Source organism: Olivibacter sp. SA151, from assembly GCF_054130995.1.
The window spans coordinates 4,704,031-4,723,266 of record NZ_CP096391.1; the positions used below are offsets into that span (position 1 = coordinate 4,704,031).

The window sequence follows — 19,236 nt, forward strand, 5'->3', positions numbered from 1 at the left end:
GTGATGATTAGCTAATTGGCTAATTGATGTATTGGCTAATTAAAGAACGTTTGCAATTCTAAAAACATATACCTATCTTTGCGCTCCGCTTTGTGCGGACATTATAATAACAAACTTTTTAACAAAATGCAACAATACGAAACCGTAGTAATTCTTACCCCGTTGTTATCAGAAGAGGTTGCGAAAGAGGTAATTGCCAAATTCAAAAACATTCTTACTGAAAACGGAGCCGAAATTATCCACGAGGATAATTGGGGTTTGAAAAAATTAGCGTACCCTATTGAGAAAAAAACAACAGGGTTCTATCACCTAACAGAATTCAAGGCTCCAGGTGAATTAATCAGCAAACTGGAACTTGAGTACAAACGTGATGAACGTGTTATGCGGTTCCTTACCATTTCGTTAGATAAGCATGCAATTGCTTATAACGAGAAAAAGCGCAGCGGTGCTTTTAACAAGAAACCTGAAACGAAAACTGAGGAGGTAGCAAAATAATGGCAAAAGAGCAAATTCAATACGTTACTGCCCCTAAAGTAGAGGATAACCGTAAGAAGTATTGCCGTTTCAAAAAGAACGGTATTAAATATATCGATTATAAAGACGCAAACTTTTTATTGAAGTTTGTAAATGATCAAGGTAAGATTTTACCTCGCCGCCTAACAGGAACTTCTTTAAAATTCCAACGTAAAGTGGCACAGGCTGTGAAACGTGCACGCCATATTGGTTTATTACCTTATGTAACTGATTCATTAAAATAATCTGGAGGTAAGAACGACATGGAAATTATTTTAAAACAAGATATTAAGAAGCTTGGCGAGAAGGATGATATCGTAACCGTAAAAAATGGTTATGGTCGTAACTACTTAATTCCTCAAGGTTTAGCGATTTTAGCTACTCCTTCAGCCAAGAAAGTGCTTGCAGAAAACATTAAACAAGCGCAATTTAAACAAGAAAAAATCAAAAAGGATGCTACCGATCTTGCAGCTAAATTAGAGTCTGTTAAATTAACAATAGGCGCTAAAGCTGGAGAAACCGGCAAGATCTTCGGTTCGGTTAACACGATTCAAATCGCTGATGCTTTGAAAAAAGAAGGTTTTGAAGTTGATCGCCGTCGTATCACTTTTGATGTAGAGCCAAAAGAGCTTGGCGAATATACTGCTAATTTAAACTTACACAAGGAAGTTAAAGTACAAGTTCCTTTTGTGGTTGTAGCAGAATAACGTCCTCCTAAGAACAAAGAAAAGCCCTACCTTACAGTAGGGCTTTTTTTGTGAATATACTTTCTTGGAGTAGAAAAACACCGTAACTTCATTTGATATTGTTTGAGGATTCCAAGATATTAGTAGATTCGGGTAAAATGACATCACTTCTTCGGCTTGCCGGCTTAACGATTAGCTTTTTAACTTTCCCATTCTTCACCTCCACCTCAACGGTCGTCTGTTTAGGAGCATGCAGTTTGAAAGCTACATCGCAGTCCAGCGGCCACGACGGAAGCACATAGATTTTATCTCCTACGGTTTGCAACAACATTTCCTGCAAACCGATCATACCCGAGCCGCCCCAATTATGGTCGGGCACCCAGTCAAAACCCGGCCCCCAGAATGCAGGAAATCGACGAGGTGCATTGCTTAATTTTAATCGATTTAACCGTAAAGCTTCATCTGTTAACCCTAAACGGGCAGCGAATATGTTATCCTGCTTCCAGCCAATATGACTTCTAAATTTCAACGCATCCCGATCGAATTGATAGGTATTACGGGCCGTATCTAAGCCTGGCTTCCCAACCCCATAGAGTCCCCAGGGAAAAACAGGGTATAATTGAGGTGATTCGACATTATTTACACGTTCCCACAGTTTTGCCGGCGCCAGTAAGATACGATTATCTATCGTTCTATAGCTTAAGGGAGGAATACGGGATAGCATATTTTTCCATTCGGCCTTTCTTGAAGAAGGCAATAATGTATCAGGAAGCGTCAACAGTCCCTCCGTAACGGTTTTCAAAGCTGCTATGGTGGAATTTGCATTGTAAGCCATTTTATAGGTTTCAGCAGCCGATCCGGGATAAAGCACAAGCTGTCCATCTCCATCCAGAGCCTTCCGTCCTCTCTTCTTCGCTAGGTATTGATAATGTTCATCAAAAAACTGTAAACAGCTTTCTATTAAAGGCATATATGGACGAATATTAGCGCCGGTATAACGATGGCTTTCCAATATCATCATGCAGAACTCCAATACGGTATCCCATTGATATTCCAACCAAGCATTATACTCCATTCCCCGATCAAAATCCACAGGCCGCTTCCACCCATATTCGGCCGGATTCGGCAGGCCAAAGTTTTCGATTTGCTCGGTAAAGCTGGCGCCCTTGTGGCCCCAATAGGTTTGCGTTCTCAACTCAGCATTGCTTAATATCCTACGGTAAAAGTCAAATGCAGGCTTCATCAAATCGACATCTCCGCTCTTTAGCATGGGCCAGTATACCAAACGTTGATTTTGAGCCGTATGAGTGCCTCCACCCCAATTCCTGAAATCAGGGGTATAGGTCATTGCCGTATCTATCCTCGACGGATCATAGGTAAAAAGTCCACCATTAAATTTTGTCGGATATACTCCGTAAGCGTTACAAGCCAGCATATACCTAAATAGCTGATAATTCCGGGCCATTTGCCAATCAATATCGCTGGTGTCTTTACTCCCGGGCTTGATGCAGATATAACTTCGATCCCAGAAATTCGCCCACCATTCCTTGTTATGAACAGTAGCCCCCTTATCCTTCTTCGTTTTAGCTAAGAGCAACAATTCCTTCTTCCAAGTATCTACCGATTTTTCTTGTTTTGTATGAAGGTAAATTTTGATTGATTGTTTTTTTGTTGGTTTTTCGGTCGTTAGACGCCACCCCTTAAAATCTGTATCTTGGTATTTGCCTGAAGTTTCACCAGCTTGTTGCATACCTTCACCGATCAGGAATCCACCAAAGGTCAGGTCAGACAAGGGATCGAATAACTTCTTTTTAACACTATCCAGACCTTGTTGTTTCACAGTTACATCAAAAACGGTATTTTCCTTATTTCGATGATAAAATAAAACTCCGCTACTACCTTCGTAACCTACGATATCTTTTTTTGCAATAACATCGCCAGGTGGCGCCCATTTATAGGAATTTGCATTGTTTTCCTTACCTTTTGTGACCCGATCTTGGTACCGCCAATTTTCGTAAGTAGCTGTTACTTGCAGCGGTTTATCAGCCGCAATGTCTACATGAACGATCGGTGCAAACACGTCCACCCACAAGTTGATCTTTGCTGAAATCTCTTCGTTCTTCGCTTCAATATATACGGTCCCCTCCCGAAGCTTCAATTCCTGTTTAAAGGTGCCACCATGAAATGGATTAGGAGATAAGCGCAATCTAACGCGCCCTAATTTCAATAACGTATTGTTTTCGTCAAAGGTTCCGCTGCGCGCGATATAAAATAGCACGTCGTCCTTCTCTGTCCATACATTCAGTCCCACATCCCCTCCCCCACAAGGCATGGATTCGCTCGAATTGTTACTTTGGCTGTTCCATATAATATTATATGAACTTAGATCTACCTCTTGACCAACGGAAAACTTCCAAAGAAAAAAAAAGAATAGGATAAAATATCTTTGCATTATTTTTTCAATTTTTTTTAGCTATCGGCTATACACCTTCAGCTCGCTCCTATCGCTATAGGGCTTTCCATTATCACATCATCACATTGACTAATATCTCCGTATAACCTTCTCAACCACTTCCCTACTTAACAACTTAACCATTTTACCAATTATCCGTTCTAAAGGATGCAACGGGCAAGCCGGCAGTACTAAATAGTTCGCCTCTTACAAAATCTTTAAAGGCGTAACGGACTGCCAGCGGCTTCACTACGAAAGGCGAGCTTAGGATAACGGTATTGCCTTTAATCAATCCCTGCGCCGGGTAAAAGACTTTGTCTTCGCCTGCTATTTCAAAATTATGTAATTCACCTCCAAAAGCGCTTAGACCAAGGGGAGCATGCTTAAAATGTACAATCACCTGTCCTGCTTGCACCTCCATTGATTCATAGGTAGGGGAAGCCCAGGCAAAACCTTTTTTGCCGTATACCTGTGACAAGGCAATTAAAGCAAATCGTTCTCCGCCTACTTTTTTGTTAGCAGGGTGGATACAATTTTCTTCGCCTACATCCATTAAAGAAATCATTTCGCTATTAGGTATTTTCTCCAGTGATTTTCTTTGCGCATCCCGCAAAAAGGCCGAATTATTTTTACCACCTGCATGATAAGGTGGCAGCTGCGCATAATTATACGGTGCGATTTGCGCATAATAAAAAGGGAAATTTCCTTGATTCCACAAGGCTCTCCACCTCTTCACCATGGCCGGAAAAAGCTGTTCATATAGATCAGGGTTTTCATAATTTGATTCACCTTGATACCAAATACATCCCTTAATTGTATAACCAACAATTGGGTGAATCATCCCGTTAAAAAGGGTTGTTGGGGTCCGATTCTTTACCGGAATACTGTCTTTTGGTAAGGAAACCTCCTTAAAATCCTGCAACAGTTCACGATCCATCCAAGCTTCAATGGTTGATCCGCCGTAGCTGCTGTGAATCAGTCCAACCGGCACTTGCAGAATCTCTTGCAGTAAGCGCCCGAAGTAATAGGCGGTAGCACTGAAGTTAGCTACATTTTCAGGATTCGCCTCCTTCCAAACCGACGGTTTGCTATCGTCCTGAGGCTGTAACTGAGAGGATCGAGGCACGGTATATAAACGAAGGTGGTTATTTGCCGAATGAAGAATTGCGTCATTTGACCCGATAATGGGTTGTCCTCTAAAGCCTTTTAATGGCATTTCCATATTTGACTGACCGGAACATAGCCATACTTCACCAATTAGTATGTCTTTTATTGTATGCGGCGTACCGTCATTTAAAGCCAGTGAATAGGGCCCTCCAGCGTCCGGTGTTTGCACCTTAACAAGCCATTTGCCTTTCTCGTCGGCCTTTACATTATATTTTTGATGGTTCCATGAACTCTCGATCGTTACGTTTGTACCAGGAGACGCCCATCCCCAAATAGGTACGGCCGACTGCCGTTGAAGTACCATGCCATCCGTAAAAATGGCTCCCAACCTAATTTCGGCAAAAGCACTGCCATAAATGAAGAGGAAAGAAAGTATAAAAAGTGCTCTTCTCATTTTACTAAATTATTTTTATCAAGACATAAGACTTAAGATAAAGGACATAAGATTTATGTTCAGTTATCAGTGATCAGCTGCCAGGTCGACCCATAGGGTGCGATGTTGATTTCGTCTTACTATTACTCCTAATAACTAACAACCAATAACTAACAACTAATAACTAACAACCAACAACTAATAACCAACAACTAATAACTAACAGGCATCCAAACCGTCATGTCCGTATGTCCTCTATTACCCCAGGTAAAATAAGGCACGAATCGGAGCGGTATCGTTTTCTTAATGCCCTTGTCTATTTTTCTGTAAAGAACACCGTCCCAATTCTGCTGTTGGTCGATTACCTTTGCTTCCCCTGTTAAAGAGGTAACAGGGCAGTTGTCAATCAACTGGTTTTCTGTCTGAAAGGTCATATCAGCAGGAATTGCTACATCGAATATGCTCTTGCCTCGGGGCAAGTCCGAAGATTCCAAACAATACACAATAGGGCCACGTTTCACGGCTACTTGGTTTCTGCTTTCCTCTACCAATGGGTTAGCTTGCATCAAATGAGCTTCCATGGGCATCTTCAAGAATACAACATCCCCTTTTTTCCACTTTCTCCGTATCATGGTATAGGAGCCTGGTTTCAAAACTTTGTTCACGTCCTGCCCGTTTACCTGAATCATGGCTTGGTCCGCCCATCCGGGAATACGCAAAAACAAAGAAAAGTCATCTTTAACAGCTTCTTCTACCACAACTTTGATCACTCCATCCCAAGGATAAGCCGTTTCCTGTTTTAATTTAACCGTACCCCCATTCGGCAATGACGTCTTTAACTCACTTCCACCGTATAGATTAATCCATATGCCCTCATCCGAAATGCTATAAAAATAATTATGTACCTCTGCAAGGGTCCTTACTACATTTGGCGGACAACAGTTGGACAATGCGATATATGGCACTCTATCTTTCGACCATCGCTGTTTAAAGGGTAATTTATCCGAGTAAGCCAGTGGATTTGTATATAAAAACCGTTCTCCATCTAAGCTAATACCCGATAGAACGCTATTATAAAGTGCCAACTCTAAAACGTCAGCAAACTTTGCGTTACCTGTTAGTAGTAGCATCCTCCAATTCCATAGCATATTTCCGATATTGGCACAGGTTTCATTATGAGCGGTGAAGTTAGGTAATTGGTAGTCTCGTCCATAAGCTTGATGGATCTTCTGGACCTCTTTGGGATCATAAGAAGTGCCATCCGGCGAAACTCCATCATATAGCGAACCACAACCACCGGTTATATACATTTTATGAGAGGTGACGTCTGTCCACATTTTATGGAGTTGATTAAAAAGACTGGTATCACCTGTCTCGGCATAGACGTCCGCAACACCGGCATAGAGGTAATTTGCCCGCACCGCGTGTCCCATTACCTTTTGCTGTTCCCGAAAGGGAATTCGATCCTGATTATCGTCGGTTCCGTCCTCAATCTGGCCTTTTATATCAATTAGGTGTTTTGCCAGCTCCAGGTATCGTTTATCGCCTAAAGTACGATACATCTCAACTACCCCCATATAATGAGAAGGACAAATGGCATTTCGCGCTAAGGTTGGTGAAGCCGATTTGTAAAACCGATAGAGATAATCAGTGGCCTTAATCGCAACATCCAATAGATTACGTTTTCCGGTAGCTCGATAATGTACGCAGGCGGCCGTCATTAAATGCCCAATGTTATAGGCTTCAAAACTTAAGCGATCTTCAAATTGATTTTTTACACCAGTTTTGCGTTGCTGAATCATCGACAATGTATAAATGTAACCGTCTTCCCGTTGCGATAGAGCAATGGTCTTGATCACTTCGTCCATTTTCTTGTCCAGTGCCGGATCTTTCGTAACAGCATATAGACTCGCAACGGCTTCCAACATCTTATAATAATCACCGTCATGAAAAGATGGCCCACTATGACTCCCCGTGTCCAAACCTGCAGCTATTTCAAAATTCTTATAGGCGTGGCTGATATGTTCATCGTTATAAACACTCCATAGTTGCGGAACCATACGTTCTTTGCACACCTCGAATCGGTTTGCCCAAAAACCTTCCGTCCAATGTACCTGGTCCATTCCCACAGGTTTTAATTTCGCATAGGGGCTGGCAGAGGTGTTTACCAAGGCGGCTTCCTGCGCTTTTAAATTAAGAGTAGCACATACTCCTAACCAAATAAGACTTTTTATAGCATTTTTATATATCATCATACATAATAATTGATCAAAGGCAGATCCTCATCTTACCTACCGGGATTACCTCGATGAACTCCCGTTGGTCGGTTTCGCTTTTAAAAAAGGAACGTTTTTCCTAATCAGGTTTTTTAATTTGTGTTACTTTCTTCCGCAGAAAGTAACCAAAGACTCATCGCTTGGAACTTTGCTACGATGGTAGTGCTTCAACCTGCAAGCCGCAAACTTCCTAGGCGATATTTCAGCTGAACGGAAAGCTTTTGCGGATAGCCATATGGCCCCCGAGTATCGGATAAACGGCCTTGGAGGATACCGACGCAACGAGCAGCAAAGCATTTGCATGTCTGCTCATATTACGGTATCCAAGCGGATTGAGGAAGTGAAACGGCTCCAATACGCGCTAATGATGCTTTGCAATCAGGTGCAAGGTAGCCTACACAAGCCTTGATTTTGCTCAACTTTTATCAAGAAAAGTTGAATAAAAAAAAACAGTCTTTTAATATAAATACCTTCATCTGTATGTTAAAAGCGAAATCCCTTAGCTTACCTACGGTAGGCTGCTAGGCTCTCGTTGTAAGATACTGCTTCTCATTCATATCTCATTCACTTATAACTCATCGTTCATTATTTCCATTATCACATTAGCTAATTAATGAATTGGCTAATTAACTTCTTCTTCCATCAAACGCACCGTCCCAATAAGGCCGGCCTTCAACAAAGGCTGCCCTTCTAAACGGAAGGGTGCCGTTGTTTGCGTAATGCGTTTCTCCATTGGCAATGCCTGATCGCCGATCAGTCGATTCGCCCAGGTATTCGTTACAGCTATCTCCAATTGGTTCTCTCCTTTCCGTAAAACCTTACTTATATCAACGCAATAGGGCGCGGTCCATAGTGTCCCGCAGTCCACGCCGTTTACTTTTATGGTAGCGATATTGGCTACTTCTTCCAACTGCAGCCATATTGGCGAATGCTTGCCTTCGTCCTCCCAGCGAAAAGTCGTCTGATAACAGGCTGTACCGGAATAATTCCGTATAGCCGGGTCATCAAACTCGCTCCAGCTTTTTAACTCCTTCATTGTGATTGCTTCTTTTGGCCCACCGTAATCGGGATCAAATTGAACATTCCAGGGGCTATTTAATTTCTTTTTCTCCCGTAACTGCAGCCAGTTCCTTGCTGATTTAGCTTCTTTTAAGTTGGTTTCTTCCTTAAAAAGAACAAATAAAGAAGCATTACGAGCAAATTGAAGCGGAATTTCCGTGCGATCCCCTATGATACGCCATTCGCCCAAGGGCTTCCCGATATTACTTACCGGATCATATAGGTACGGAACTTTACCCCCTACCCGGAATGACACGAGCAGTTTTCGATCTTGCTCCCGTTGATTGGTCAAAAAGTAAATATCTTTTTCATCGGTTCGCCGATGGTTAAAGCCCAAGCCGGTAGCTTCTGAGCCATCTAATTCACTAAAATGAACATCAGGTCGCACTCCGAATTGATTGAATGAAGAGAGCAAATAGGGTGCCTTGATAATCATACCCTTCCCGAGCTTTTTAAAGAGCACAGATTTATCGCCTTCTTCCATTTGCTCGAAAGAGCCGTCCCAGATAAGTGCTGTTATTCGATTCAATTCAGTATCCGCCATCGGGAAACCCGATAATCCCAGCGTACGCAGTGGTTTATTACTTAGTACAACTTTGGCACCTTCAGTGATAAGCTGTTTCAGTTTACGCGCTACTTCCAAGCTCATGGCTTGATCATTCGGCTGCAAAGCATGCCTACCCGGTAGTACCAATATTCCGTAAGCTGCGCCGGTAGGAAGTACGATGCGCCCGTCCTCCACTTTTGCTTGTAACAATATGTCGGGATTAAGCGAATCATAGGCATAACCACGCAGTGCATTCACCCAATCTTCAGGCTGCACCATATTCGCACTTGTACTTACCCCTGCGATTTTTTGTATGGGTAAGCCTTTATTAGCTAACCGGGCTCGCTCCGTCAATACACGCTTTTCACCAAAGATACCCGGTAGGGTTGAGACCATGCGATCAGGAAGAATGGCTCTTCTTGGGAGCTCTTCACCGGTAAAAACAGCCAAATCGGTAACCGGCGTCCCTGCCTGCAGCAGCTGTTGTACACGCGTAGCATAGTCAACCCATGCTTTTCCTTGCTTCCACCAAGTTTGATCACGCTGAAAATACAGACCAATACTACTAAGTGTCATGCCAGGTTTTCTATTCAGCCATGGATTATGTACGTAAATATGATAGACCAACCGATTTACGCCAAGGGCGTAATTTCGATCTTGCAATGTTTTGAGATTTCCGGGATGCTCATCCCACTCCATCCGTATTTGGGTAAAAGCCTCGGCCTGCACAAGGGGTTTACCATAGATATGAGCGCCGGATACTGCATCGAGCACATCGTTGAACTTGTCGTGCGACGGACTCCTTAACCAAAATTCTCCCATGGGTATGTCCACCGTCTTAAAATGAGCCATACCGTCGGTTAACATTACCGGCGCTGTCGTTTCTGCGCTGAAAACAGCTCCGTGCTTATGTGTAAAGGCTTTTATGGGTTCAAAGAAATTGGTATTTACTACTTCGGCAATCGTTTGGCGAATGTCATACAGATACCGTTCTGAAAAATCGGCACTCGCTATCGGATATCCGGCCATTGCCGGTAAATAATCGACTGGATCATACCCCCTTCTTCTTTTAAATTCATTACGAAAAACGGGCGACCAGTTTTGGCTACCGCATTCCCAGCTATCAACATGAAAAATTTTTAAGACTTGACGGGCTAAGCTATCACCTGCCACATCAATCGCTTTTTGTAACCAGCCTTGCAACTGTATTTCAACGGCTTTCGGGTTCATCTTATCGCATTCCAAGCCTTTACCGTTTCCGGCAGTTTCGTTCATATGCCCTGTTGATGTATGCCCCATACGCAAAATCTTCCATACTCCCGAAGGTGCCTTCCAAGTCAATGTGCCGTCCGCCTGTACAGAAGAAGAGATATTAATCAGCTGGTCTTTCTTGATGCAATCGGTGTCTGCAATTTGCAAAGAAGTGCTTGGCTCACTGATTCGCCAAGCTACGCCTGATTTACCTTCGTATTGATGGATACGCGATGTCGACAATAAATGGATACCCGACAACTTTAAGCTAGGCTTCCATTTTGCTGCGTCTAGGTCTTCTCCCCCCGGTTCGCTGCCTTCAGGGTCATACACAAAACGAAAGTATCGCGCCGTAATCGGTTCTATCGCATGCGTCAGTCCAACATCCCAATCAAGCCAGCCCGCTCGCGGCGGTTTGAGCCGGCTTACTTCCTGAAAATGAATACCATCGTTACTTGTTTGAATGATAAGTCTGCCCGATTGATAGTTAAAACCTTCAACTTCTATTTGGATAGCGCGACAAGTGTAAGGTTGCTTATACGTATACTGAATCCAACAGGGTTCTTTACTGCTAAAATTTTTCTTATTCCCCTTAATTGTTAAAAATTGAGCTTCAGTGCGCGTACTGGTGCTTACGGTGGGCTGATTATCTTCACGTTGATAATCCTTTACTGGCAGAGCAAAAGTCGCTATATCACGGTAATAACCTTGGTAGGCTTCCGGTTGGGGCAATGCCAGTCGCACATCTTTCCCGCCAGCAATAACGGTATCCGCCCATACCACTTTCTGCATCGACAGCTCCGGACTTATCCAACTTCCACCGGCGGTCGCGAAACCGTCTCCCGGCAATAATGCAAGCTTTATTCCAACACGATCAGCTTCTTCCAACGTAAAGCGTATTAAATCCCACCAAGCGGGTGTCATCGTTTCTATTACCGGTTCGTACAAAGGAGGATCCGTTTTACCCTTAATAGGTGCTAAATAAGCGCCCGAAATCCCAATTTCTTTCATCGCTTCCAAATCAGCTGTAATCCCTTCTTTGGAATAAGCGGAATGCATCCAATACCAAAAGACCCAAGGCTTCGCTTGTTCAAGCCCCTGCCCGTTTACATATTCCATATGGGAGGACAGCTTTTCATGCTGCGCAAAAACAACTTGCAAACACAGCATGAATAAAAACAAAAAACAGCTCCCTATTTTTTTCATTTAATCTTTGTTTAATATCAACTTTCAGCTAACAGCCTTCGGCTTTAATTGGTGCCGCTGCTACTGCCTCAGTGAACAAGGAAACCTGTTAGTTGGGAACATGTCTTACGTCCCAGAAAGCCTAGTAACTATTCCCTACTCACTATTAACTATTCCCACAATTCATCACTCATCACTCACTCCCGCCCCTCTCCATCCATAAGCCAGCACCACTACAAAACAGACTAAAGGCACGATATAACCGATCTGTATACTATCACCGGCATAATCTATTAAGCTACCCATACCATACGGCAAAATAGCGCCTCCTACAATGGACATAATAAGCCAGGATGAGGCAGCCTTTGTTTGGTCTCCTAAGCCTTCAATGCCCAGCGCAAAAATGGTGGGAAACATGATGGACATAAAAAACCCGATTGATCCCAATGCATATACTACCGACATCCCTTCACCTAAAATAGCCGCCAAACAGAGAAGAAGGGCAAACGCAGTGAAAAGAATCAGCAGTTTGCGCGACGAAAGAAAGCGTAATAAAAAAGTTCCTACAAATCGACCCAGCATAAATAAGAACCCATAGATACCTAAGTAATAACCAGCTGTCTTTTCGTCTACATTCGCACCCTGCTGGGCCATGCGAATAAAAAAGCTCGTGATGCAAACTTGCGCGCCCACATAAAAGAATTGAGCTACCACACCGAAACTAAGATTCCGATATTTCCACACTGAAAAAAAGTTGCTATTTTCAACATGTTCCGGTTGTTGACCAACTTCCGGAAGTTTGACAAAAAGGAATGCAATTGCTACTAGCAAAAGTACAGTGCCTAATATAACATAGGGTAGTTTCACCGAGGATGCTTCGTCCATAAAATAGGATAAACGCTCCGTCTCCTGCATAGCGGCCAAGGCGTCTTTACTATATTCTTTTCCAGACAATATAAAGTTGGCTCCTACTATGGGCGCTACCATAGCAGCCAAACCGTTAAAGGAGGCCGCTAAATTTAATCGACGCCCTGCTGTAGCAGGACTCCCCAAAACGGCAGCATAAGGATTGGCCGTGGTTTCCAAGATAGCTAAACCGCAACCGATGATAAAAAGTGCCAATAAAAAAATCTCATAGCTCAAATTGTTTGCTGCCGGCACGAATAGATAGGCCCCACCGGCAAAAACTAGTAAACCAATGATAATGCAGTGTTTATATCCGAAACGCTTCAATAAAAACCCGGAAGGAATGGCCATGATAAAATACGCGAGAAACACGGATGTGTCGACAAGTGCCGATTGACTATTGGTCAAATTACATGCTTTTTTCAAATGAGGAATCAGGATAGAATCCAGATTATGGGCCATTCCCCAAAGGAAAAACAGGCCTGTTACCAATATAAAAGGCAGTAAATATTTTTTCGTTGATTGTCCCGTTTTTGATTGAGCTAAGGACTCATTTACTAAAATCTCCATTGGTCAATGGGGTTTTAAGGTTTCTTTTTAGCCAATAGAATATGATCGGCAACCAGCACAACCTCTCCACGTTGATTGATGATCTCTACATGCTCCGTTACGGTACCATAGGCTGGATTTTTTGCTTCACTTTTATTGCTTATCGTCACTTCCGCGTGAATGGTATCACCAATAAAAACAGGCTTGATAAAACGTAGACGATCATAACCTTTCGAGAAAGCTTCTGGATTTATCTCGGAGGCTGTTAATCCAATACCAATGCTAAACACCATCGTTCCATGTGCTATACGTTGACCGAATGGTTGCGTTTTACACCACTCTGCATCTAAATGATGCGGGAAAAAGTCTCCGGTATGCCCCGCATGAACAACGAAGTCTGTCTCCGTCAGCGTCCTTCCCAATGTAACACGTTTATCTTCCAACTGATAGTCTTCAAAAAAAATTGATTTAAAGTACATAATGACCGGTTTATGTTAAAATTCGGTTTGTATCGGTATTCCTCCTTGATCACTACTCTGATAAGCCGCTTCGACAACAGCCATCGTTTTGATAACATCTTCTACATGAGCGCTCAACCCATCGCTCTCACCATTTTTATAGCGCATAAGGGCGGCCATACTTCCAATAAAGGCATCAGGAAACCAAGACCCTTCGATTGCCAGAGACTGCCACTGCGGCTCCTCTCCTTTTACGTGTATACAATATTCAAAGGCGTCAGGAACACCGTGTGGGTAATTCATTAACAAGCCCATCTTAACTTTTATTGCCCCTTTTGTTCCTTCCCATTTGATATAACTTTCTTGGTGTTGCGGACCAAAATCATGGTCGTGATTGGTATTAATAATCGCCCGCAAGGTGTCCCCATAGTCTAGTATGATCGCAGAGCGGGACGAAGACAATTGTTTCGCCGGGTGCTTTAAGGTCTTCGCGAATACGCTTATCGGTTCGCCAAGGAAGGAACGAATTAGGTCGATATAATGAATACTGTGATATTGTATTTCCAAGCGTGGATGTACCTTTACTAACGGAAAAAGCTCCCAAGGTGTTTGTACGGTGACCTTAACTTCCATGTCGTATAGCTCACCGATAAACCCTTCTTCAATTAGATAGCGAGCAGCATTAATATAAGGTGCTACGCGCAACTGACAGTTAATGGCTGCGGCTAGTCCTTTATCCCTACAGATCGCTAAAATCTCTTTGCTTTGCTGAAAATAGTCTCCCATAGGCTTTTGAATAAGCACCGCACTTTCGTCCGGTAATTTCTTCAAGGTTTCCACAAATTGATCGGGCATAATGGTAATATCGTAAACCGCGTTAGGTGTTGCCTGTGCAATAGCTGCTTCCACAGAGTGATATACATGTGGTATGGCAAACTGTCTGGCCAATCGTGTTGCTTTTTCTTTGGTGCGATTCGTAATACCGATGACGTCAAATCCGGCTTTCTTATAGGCTGGTAAATGCGCGTCTCCTACGATTCCACCCGCCCCTATTACAATGATAGGCAGTGGACGCTTCGGCAAAACAGCTTGATAAGGTATTTGTATTTCTTTATTCATGATCCAATATATTGATATCCTCTTGTGCCTGTTCCAATAAAGAGGCAATCACCTCATCTCCATTAAGAACTTCTTGTATTAACTGATCGATCCTATTAGCTATAGCTGCCCAATTCTTTTTCCGAGGCAAGGTCTGCGATTGCTCATGCAAGAGCTCAAGTTTATAATAGTAAGGGATCATTTGATTCACAAAGGGATCCTTCCAGGTAGACACACGGCATCCAATCCCTCCGTTTAAGGTAAGCTGTTTGTCCATCTGCCTACTAATGGCAAAACGTATAAAATCATAGGCGATAGAAGCATACTTACTACCAGAGCCAATGGTATAGAGCCAATAAACATTCAGAGACGTTCCCTGGCCGTTATTTCCTGCCGGTACCGATGCAATGTCAATTTTCCCTCTTAATGCCCCTTCTTTTGTTACCTCGCAAACCGAAGCAAAACCAAACCAATTCACCATCATTGCCGCTTCCCCACGTGCAAAGGCAGCACCTGCCTGTACCGACTCATATTGAAAGGAGTTGGGGTGAATACAGTCCGACTGCGATACAAGGGTTTTATAAAACTGCAAGGCTTTCTCCGCTTCTGTTGTATTTAATCGGATTTTTCCAAGCGCATCCACTAAGTTCCCCCCTCTACTCCATAATTGCAGACAAAAATCAAATACAGCATTATGCCCATCAGGATAGAGCGCCATCACACTTCCGTACAATTTATCCATTGGCCGATGGAAGAACTGTGCCACTTCCACATATTCATCCCACGTTTGGGGGACTTTCAGCTCTCTTTTATATTGTTTGTAAAAGGCTGATTTATTTTCTTCTTGTTCGAATAGATCCTTTCTGTAAATCAGGCATTCGGGCCCATCATGAAAAGGTAAACCGACCACTTGCTCATCGAAACGCTGCATGCTGAGGAGTGATGTGCTCCATCCATTAGGATAATCTTCCGGTGGGTTCGCTTGAAGCCAAGGCACCAGATTGCAAAGCGCATGATCTGTATAAGCTTCACAGATCCAGTCCGTATTAATATGAGCGATATCCCAAACACCTTTTTTTAAACCCTGTTGCTGAATAGTTTCGTTATAAAGCTCATGTAAGTCCATAGCCACCAACTCCACTTCCAAGGAGCAGCCAGTCGCCTTCGCATAAGCTTCCCAAGCTTGCTTCATTGACCGTTCAAAGGGCTCGAACTTTCTCACCGCTATACGTAGAGGTTTATGACTCACGCGTCACCTCCCCTCTGAATTCCTTCCAAATCGACTCATTATCCTGTCCTAACATCGGCGATCCAATCGGAGAAATCAGGTATTCACCATCAATTCGGATCGGGCATCGCGTGGTTCGGTAGGTATAACCATCTTGCATTCTTACCTCCTGTATCATCTCCAACGTTTGGAAGCCTTCATGAGTCACCAGCCGATCCCAAGTTAATACCTCTGCACACCATATGTCCGCTGGTTCCAAAAGGTCTAACCATTGTTGGGTGCTTCCTCCTTTTAAATGCACAGCGATAATCTGTTTTATCTCATCGCGCTTATCAAACGCATCAGACACCAATGGGTAGTTTTCGAGATCAGGGCATTTTAACAATTTGCCCAAAACCGGAATGGAACCCATTGCTAAGGCGATATAGCCGTCAGAGCTTTGATAAATTCCATAAGGAGCACCCAGATAGGCATGTGCATTATTCACTTTTGTTCGTTGAGGCAAAGCACCTCCGTCTCTATAAAAAGTCGTAATGGCTTCAAATTGAAAATCATAGGCTGTTTCCGTCATGCTTACCTGCACCAGCGCCGCCTGTTCCGTGCGGGATTGTTGAATTAAACAGGCAAGTATTCCCTGCACAAGATTTGCTCCTGCCAACATATCGACTATAGACAAGCCCATAGGTACTGGGCCGTCACCCGCGTTTCCACTGAGCCAGGTTAATCCGGTAAGCGATTGCAATAGCAAATCCTGCCCCGGTCGGTCCTTCCAAGGGCCCTCATTTCCGTATCCTGATATCTCCCCATACACAATACGCGGATTGATCTTTATAATCTCGTTGAAATCAAGCTCTAGTCGTTCCATAACACCTGGACGAAAGTTATGGATCATCACATCGGCCTGCTTTAACAACTTCTTTATTAGAACAATGTCATCCGGATTCTTCAAATCAGCTGATAGACTTTCCTTGTTACGGTTAATGGCATGAAAAACGGAAGACTCGCCATTCATAATCAGGTCCGTCGTATACAGGCTTCTGCAAATATCGCCTGTTATCGGTTTCTCCACTTTAATAACACGTGCACCCAAATCCGCTAGGCGAAGGCTAGCCGAGGGGCCAGACAAAAATTGGCTAAAATCAACAACTAAATATCCTTCCAGTGGCTTCATCTTATACTATATTGAACTCATTGACAATATCGTCGGTGTCCTCACCTACTTTCGGCGCTGCCTTAGTGGCATATAACTTCTCTCCATTGATACGTATGGGATTTCGGGTTGTAGTCAGCTTTTTTCCGTCAGCCAATATCACTTCTTGTGTCATCTCCAAAACACGGAAGGCTTCGTGATCTAATGCTTGACGATAATTGAGAACCGAAGAACACCAAATGCCGTCTTTTTCAAGTCGAACTCGCCAATATTCTGTACTATTATGGCGAAAATGTTTTCCTAGCTTGCTAATAATAGCATCTCTTTTTTCGAACCAAGAAGATCGGTCTTGATAAGCTGTTAAGTCGCAACCCATGCTGGTTCCTATTTTCATTAAGTCGCCCATTGCCAAGGTCAGGTAACCATCACTTGTTTGATAAACACCGTAGGGAGCACTTAAATAAGCATGTCCGCTTCCCCGCATAGCGCTACGTTTCGGCAACTTTCCGCCATCATTTAAAAAGGTGGTAAGCAACTCAAACTGTAGATCAAGAGTAGATTCCAATAAGCTGACTTCAACCAAGGCGCTTTTTCTTGTCTTATTACGCTTTAATAAGGCGGCCAAAATACCCTGGGTCAGGTGCGCACCGCAGGCCATATCCGCCACTGCTAATCCAAATGGTACGGGTCCATCGCTTTTAGTACCCGAAAGCCAGCTAAGCCCCGACATGGCTTGTATCAGTAAGTCTTGACCAGGTTTATTGGCCCAAGGGCCTTTCTTTCCATAGCCTGTTACCACACCATATATAATTTGTGGATTAATCTTACAGGCCGCATCATACGTTAGTCCTATTTTCTCCATGACACCTGGTCGGAAATTGTGCGTCATTACGTCGGCTTTGGCAATAAGCTGTTTAACCTTTTTGAGGTCTTCCGGGTCTTTCAAGTCGGCAGCATAGGATTCTTTATTTCGATTTATGGTGTGAAAAACCAAGCTATCACCGTCAACAAACAAATTTTTAATAGCGATTTGTCTTCCACCCTCACCCTTACCCGGCCGCTCTATTTTAATAACACGGGCACCCAAATCTGCCAGTTTGAGACCCGCCGTTGGACCGGCCATAAATTGGGCAAACTCTAACACCAATATTCCTTCTAATGGCTTCATACTAATGCTTTAGACTCTTGATAGAGTTCATTTAATTTTTGCAATACGGCTTGTTCGTTTCCGCCATCGATAATAAAATTGCGCACCACATCTCCTGCATGATCCTGAAAAAACATATGGCCGTGGTAACGTGGACGAAGAAAAGCACGCTGCAATGCCGGCAGCGTATTATAAAAGTAATTTCCGCTCATTTTATTGGTGTGTACCGACTGCCAAGCTTTCAGATGCCCAGGTTGACCGCCATTATCGAAATACAGCCCAAGTTGACAAGCCGGAGAAGCCACATAGCGTACATAATCCATCGCTTCCTGCAAGTATTGACATTTAGCCGAAACCGCTAAACCTGTGCCTCCTAAGGTGCTCCGCATGTTTTCCTTTCCATCGAGACTTACCAGATCATGAAAGTCCAGTACGCGAGGGGCGTAGCCATGACGCGCATAATTCGAATACCCATACGCAAAAGGGCAATAGGCAATGTCATCGGTATTGGTCATATACTCATATACCTGAATCGGGTTTAAATGGTGAAAGCGCTTATGCACTTTGTCGGCAAGCCGCTTAAAAAGCTGCAGGGCTCGAACGCCAATAACCTCACTGACGACGTGTTCGTCTGTCTGACAGGGGTCCTCACCCAATGAGCAGCAAAACATATAGAAGCTCATCAGTGTATCGATCGGTATGAGTGCGAAACCGACGAATCCACGATCAGCAATTTCCAGTAGCTCTTCGTAGGTCGCAGGAAGTGTTAACCCATGTTTTCTTAGTAGGTCAGGCCTACTCGATGCAACTGGTGTTGCTGCATCAATGGCCAGCGCCCATTGATGACCATCAAACTGATAACTTTTATGAGAATGGCCTACACTATTTTCTTCGAGATCTTTTAAAAAATGGGATGACAAATAGTCGTCTAAAGGTAAAATGCTTTTAGTACGCGCCGCAAAACCTGCCCATGGATGATCGATGACCAATAAGTCATAGCGCTCTGCCAACTCCTGAACTGAAAAATCGGCAAAGGCCTGTAATGAGCGCTTTTCCCATTTTATCTCAATCCCGGCGTGCATTTCGCTAAATCGTTGCGCCGTGGCATGCATAGGTGTAATCCCTCTGCTGTGATTCCAAGTAATTCCTTTCAGTTCAATTCGTTTCATTCCTATTTTGTTTAAGCACCTT

General features: G+C 43.5%; 14 protein-coding genes. 3 read left to right on the plus strand and 11 right to left on the minus strand.

What is annotated here, in order from left to right:
- The first annotated feature begins 126 nt into the window (after positions 1–126).
- Genes rpsF through rplI form a run of 3 tightly spaced genes read left to right on the plus strand, consistent with a single transcriptional unit; the run spans position 127 to position 1,220 of the window.
- The gene (gene rpsF / locus M1D52_RS19360) at positions 127–495 is read left to right on the plus strand and encodes a 30S ribosomal protein S6 (protein ID WP_013665627.1); all 369 of its coding nucleotides are present in this window, start codon (positions 127–129) and stop codon (positions 493–495) included.
- Positions 495–758 (plus strand): 30S ribosomal protein S18, encoded by a 264-nt coding sequence (gene rpsR, locus M1D52_RS19365; protein WP_013665626.1) that lies wholly within the window; start codon positions 495–497, stop codon positions 756–758. The genes rpsF and rpsR overlap by 1 nt, the downstream gene beginning before the upstream one ends.
- Before the next feature lie 18 nt (positions 759–776).
- Positions 777–1,220 carry a 50S ribosomal protein L9 gene (gene rplI, locus M1D52_RS19370; protein ID WP_013665625.1) on the plus strand — a complete coding sequence of 148 codons (444 nt, stop codon included), beginning with the start codon at positions 777–779 and terminating at the stop codon, positions 1,218–1,220.
- An 88-nt stretch (positions 1,221–1,308) separates the two neighbouring features.
- Here rplI and M1D52_RS19375 read toward each other — a convergent pair whose 3' ends face one another.
- The 11 genes from M1D52_RS19375 to M1D52_RS19425 all read right to left on the minus strand — a co-directional run bounded on the left by M1D52_RS19375 (position 1,309) and on the right by M1D52_RS19425 (position 19,214).
- Entirely contained in the window at positions 1,309–3,651 is a 2,343-nt protein-coding gene (locus M1D52_RS19375) for a DUF5703 domain-containing protein (protein WP_437393249.1), read from the minus strand.
- 145 nt (positions 3,652–3,796) lie between these two features.
- On the minus strand, positions 3,797–5,212 hold the full coding sequence (locus tag M1D52_RS19380; protein ID WP_437393248.1) for a sialate O-acetylesterase: 1,416 nt from the start codon (positions 5,210–5,212) through the stop codon (positions 3,797–3,799).
- A 191-nt stretch (positions 5,213–5,403) separates the two neighbouring features.
- Positions 5,404–7,446, minus strand: a complete 2,043-nt coding sequence (locus M1D52_RS19385) for an aceric acid hydrolase (RefSeq protein ID WP_437393247.1) — start codon at positions 7,444–7,446, stop codon at positions 5,404–5,406.
- 643 nt (positions 7,447–8,089) lie between these two features.
- Entirely contained in the window at positions 8,090–11,530 is a 3,441-nt protein-coding gene (locus M1D52_RS19390; RefSeq protein WP_437393246.1) for a glycosyl hydrolase, read from the minus strand.
- Between the two features lie 165 nt (positions 11,531–11,695).
- Entirely contained in the window at positions 11,696–12,985 is a 1,290-nt protein-coding gene (fucP, locus tag M1D52_RS19395; protein WP_437393244.1) for an L-fucose:H+ symporter permease, read from the minus strand.
- 14 nt (positions 12,986–12,999) lie between these two features.
- The gene (locus M1D52_RS19400; RefSeq protein ID WP_013665619.1) at positions 13,000–13,443 is read right to left on the minus strand and encodes a MaoC/PaaZ C-terminal domain-containing protein; all 444 of its coding nucleotides are present in this window, start codon (positions 13,441–13,443) and stop codon (positions 13,000–13,002) included.
- A 15-nt stretch (positions 13,444–13,458) separates the two neighbouring features.
- A complete protein-coding gene (locus tag M1D52_RS19405; protein WP_437393243.1) occupies positions 13,459–14,541 on the minus strand; it encodes a Gfo/Idh/MocA family protein in 1,083 nt (360 codons plus the stop codon).
- Positions 14,534–15,742: an extracellular solute-binding protein gene (locus tag M1D52_RS19410; protein WP_437393242.1), complete on the minus strand. Its 1,209-nt coding sequence runs from the start codon at positions 15,740–15,742 to the stop codon at positions 14,534–14,536. The genes M1D52_RS19405 and M1D52_RS19410 overlap by 8 nt, the downstream gene beginning before the upstream one ends.
- A gap of 16 nt (positions 15,743–15,758) precedes the next feature.
- Positions 15,759–16,919 (minus strand): CaiB/BaiF CoA transferase family protein, encoded by a 1,161-nt coding sequence (locus tag M1D52_RS19415; RefSeq protein ID WP_437393241.1) that lies wholly within the window; start codon positions 16,917–16,919, stop codon positions 15,759–15,761.
- A 1-nt stretch (position 16,920) separates the two neighbouring features.
- The gene (locus M1D52_RS19420; RefSeq protein WP_013665615.1) at positions 16,921–18,066 is read right to left on the minus strand and encodes a CaiB/BaiF CoA transferase family protein; all 1,146 of its coding nucleotides are present in this window, start codon (positions 18,064–18,066) and stop codon (positions 16,921–16,923) included.
- Positions 18,063–19,214, minus strand: a complete 1,152-nt coding sequence (locus M1D52_RS19425; RefSeq protein ID WP_437393240.1) for an ABC transporter substrate-binding protein — start codon at positions 19,212–19,214, stop codon at positions 18,063–18,065. Before M1D52_RS19425 ends, M1D52_RS19420 begins: the two co-directional genes overlap by 4 nt.
- Positions 19,215–19,236 lie beyond the last annotated feature (22 nt).

Coding starts and splice junctions, on each gene's coding strand:
- rpsF (WP_013665627.1), top strand. CDS start 127: ATGCAACAATACGAAACCGTAGTAATTCTTACCCCGTTGTTATCAGAA.
- rpsR (WP_013665626.1), top strand. CDS start 495: ATGGCAAAAGAGCAAATTCAATACGTTACTGCCCCTAAAGTAGAGGAT.
- rplI (WP_013665625.1), top strand. CDS start 777: ATGGAAATTATTTTAAAACAAGATATTAAGAAGCTTGGCGAGAAGGAT.
- M1D52_RS19375 (WP_437393249.1), bottom strand. CDS start 3,651: ATGCAAAGATATTTTATCCTATTCTTTTTTTTTCTTTGGAAGTTTTCC.
- M1D52_RS19380 (WP_437393248.1), bottom strand. CDS start 5,212: ATGAGAAGAGCACTTTTTATACTTTCTTTCCTCTTCATTTATGGCAGT.
- M1D52_RS19385 (WP_437393247.1), bottom strand. CDS start 7,446: ATGATGATATATAAAAATGCTATAAAAAGTCTTATTTGGTTAGGAGTA.
- M1D52_RS19390 (WP_437393246.1), bottom strand. CDS start 11,530: ATGAAAAAAATAGGGAGCTGTTTTTTGTTTTTATTCATGCTGTGTTTG.
- fucP (WP_437393244.1), bottom strand. CDS start 12,985: ATGGAGATTTTAGTAAATGAGTCCTTAGCTCAATCAAAAACGGGACAA.
- M1D52_RS19400 (WP_013665619.1), bottom strand. CDS start 13,443: ATGTACTTTAAATCAATTTTTTTTGAAGACTATCAGTTGGAAGATAAA.
- M1D52_RS19405 (WP_437393243.1), bottom strand. CDS start 14,541: ATGAATAAAGAAATACAAATACCTTATCAAGCTGTTTTGCCGAAGCGT.
- M1D52_RS19415 (WP_437393241.1), bottom strand. CDS start 16,919: ATGAAGCCACTGGAAGGATATTTAGTTGTTGATTTTAGCCAATTTTTG.
- M1D52_RS19420 (WP_013665615.1), bottom strand. CDS start 18,066: ATGAAGCCATTAGAAGGAATATTGGTGTTAGAGTTTGCCCAATTTATG.
- M1D52_RS19425 (WP_437393240.1), bottom strand. CDS start 19,214: ATGAAACGAATTGAACTGAAAGGAATTACTTGGAATCACAGCAGAGGG.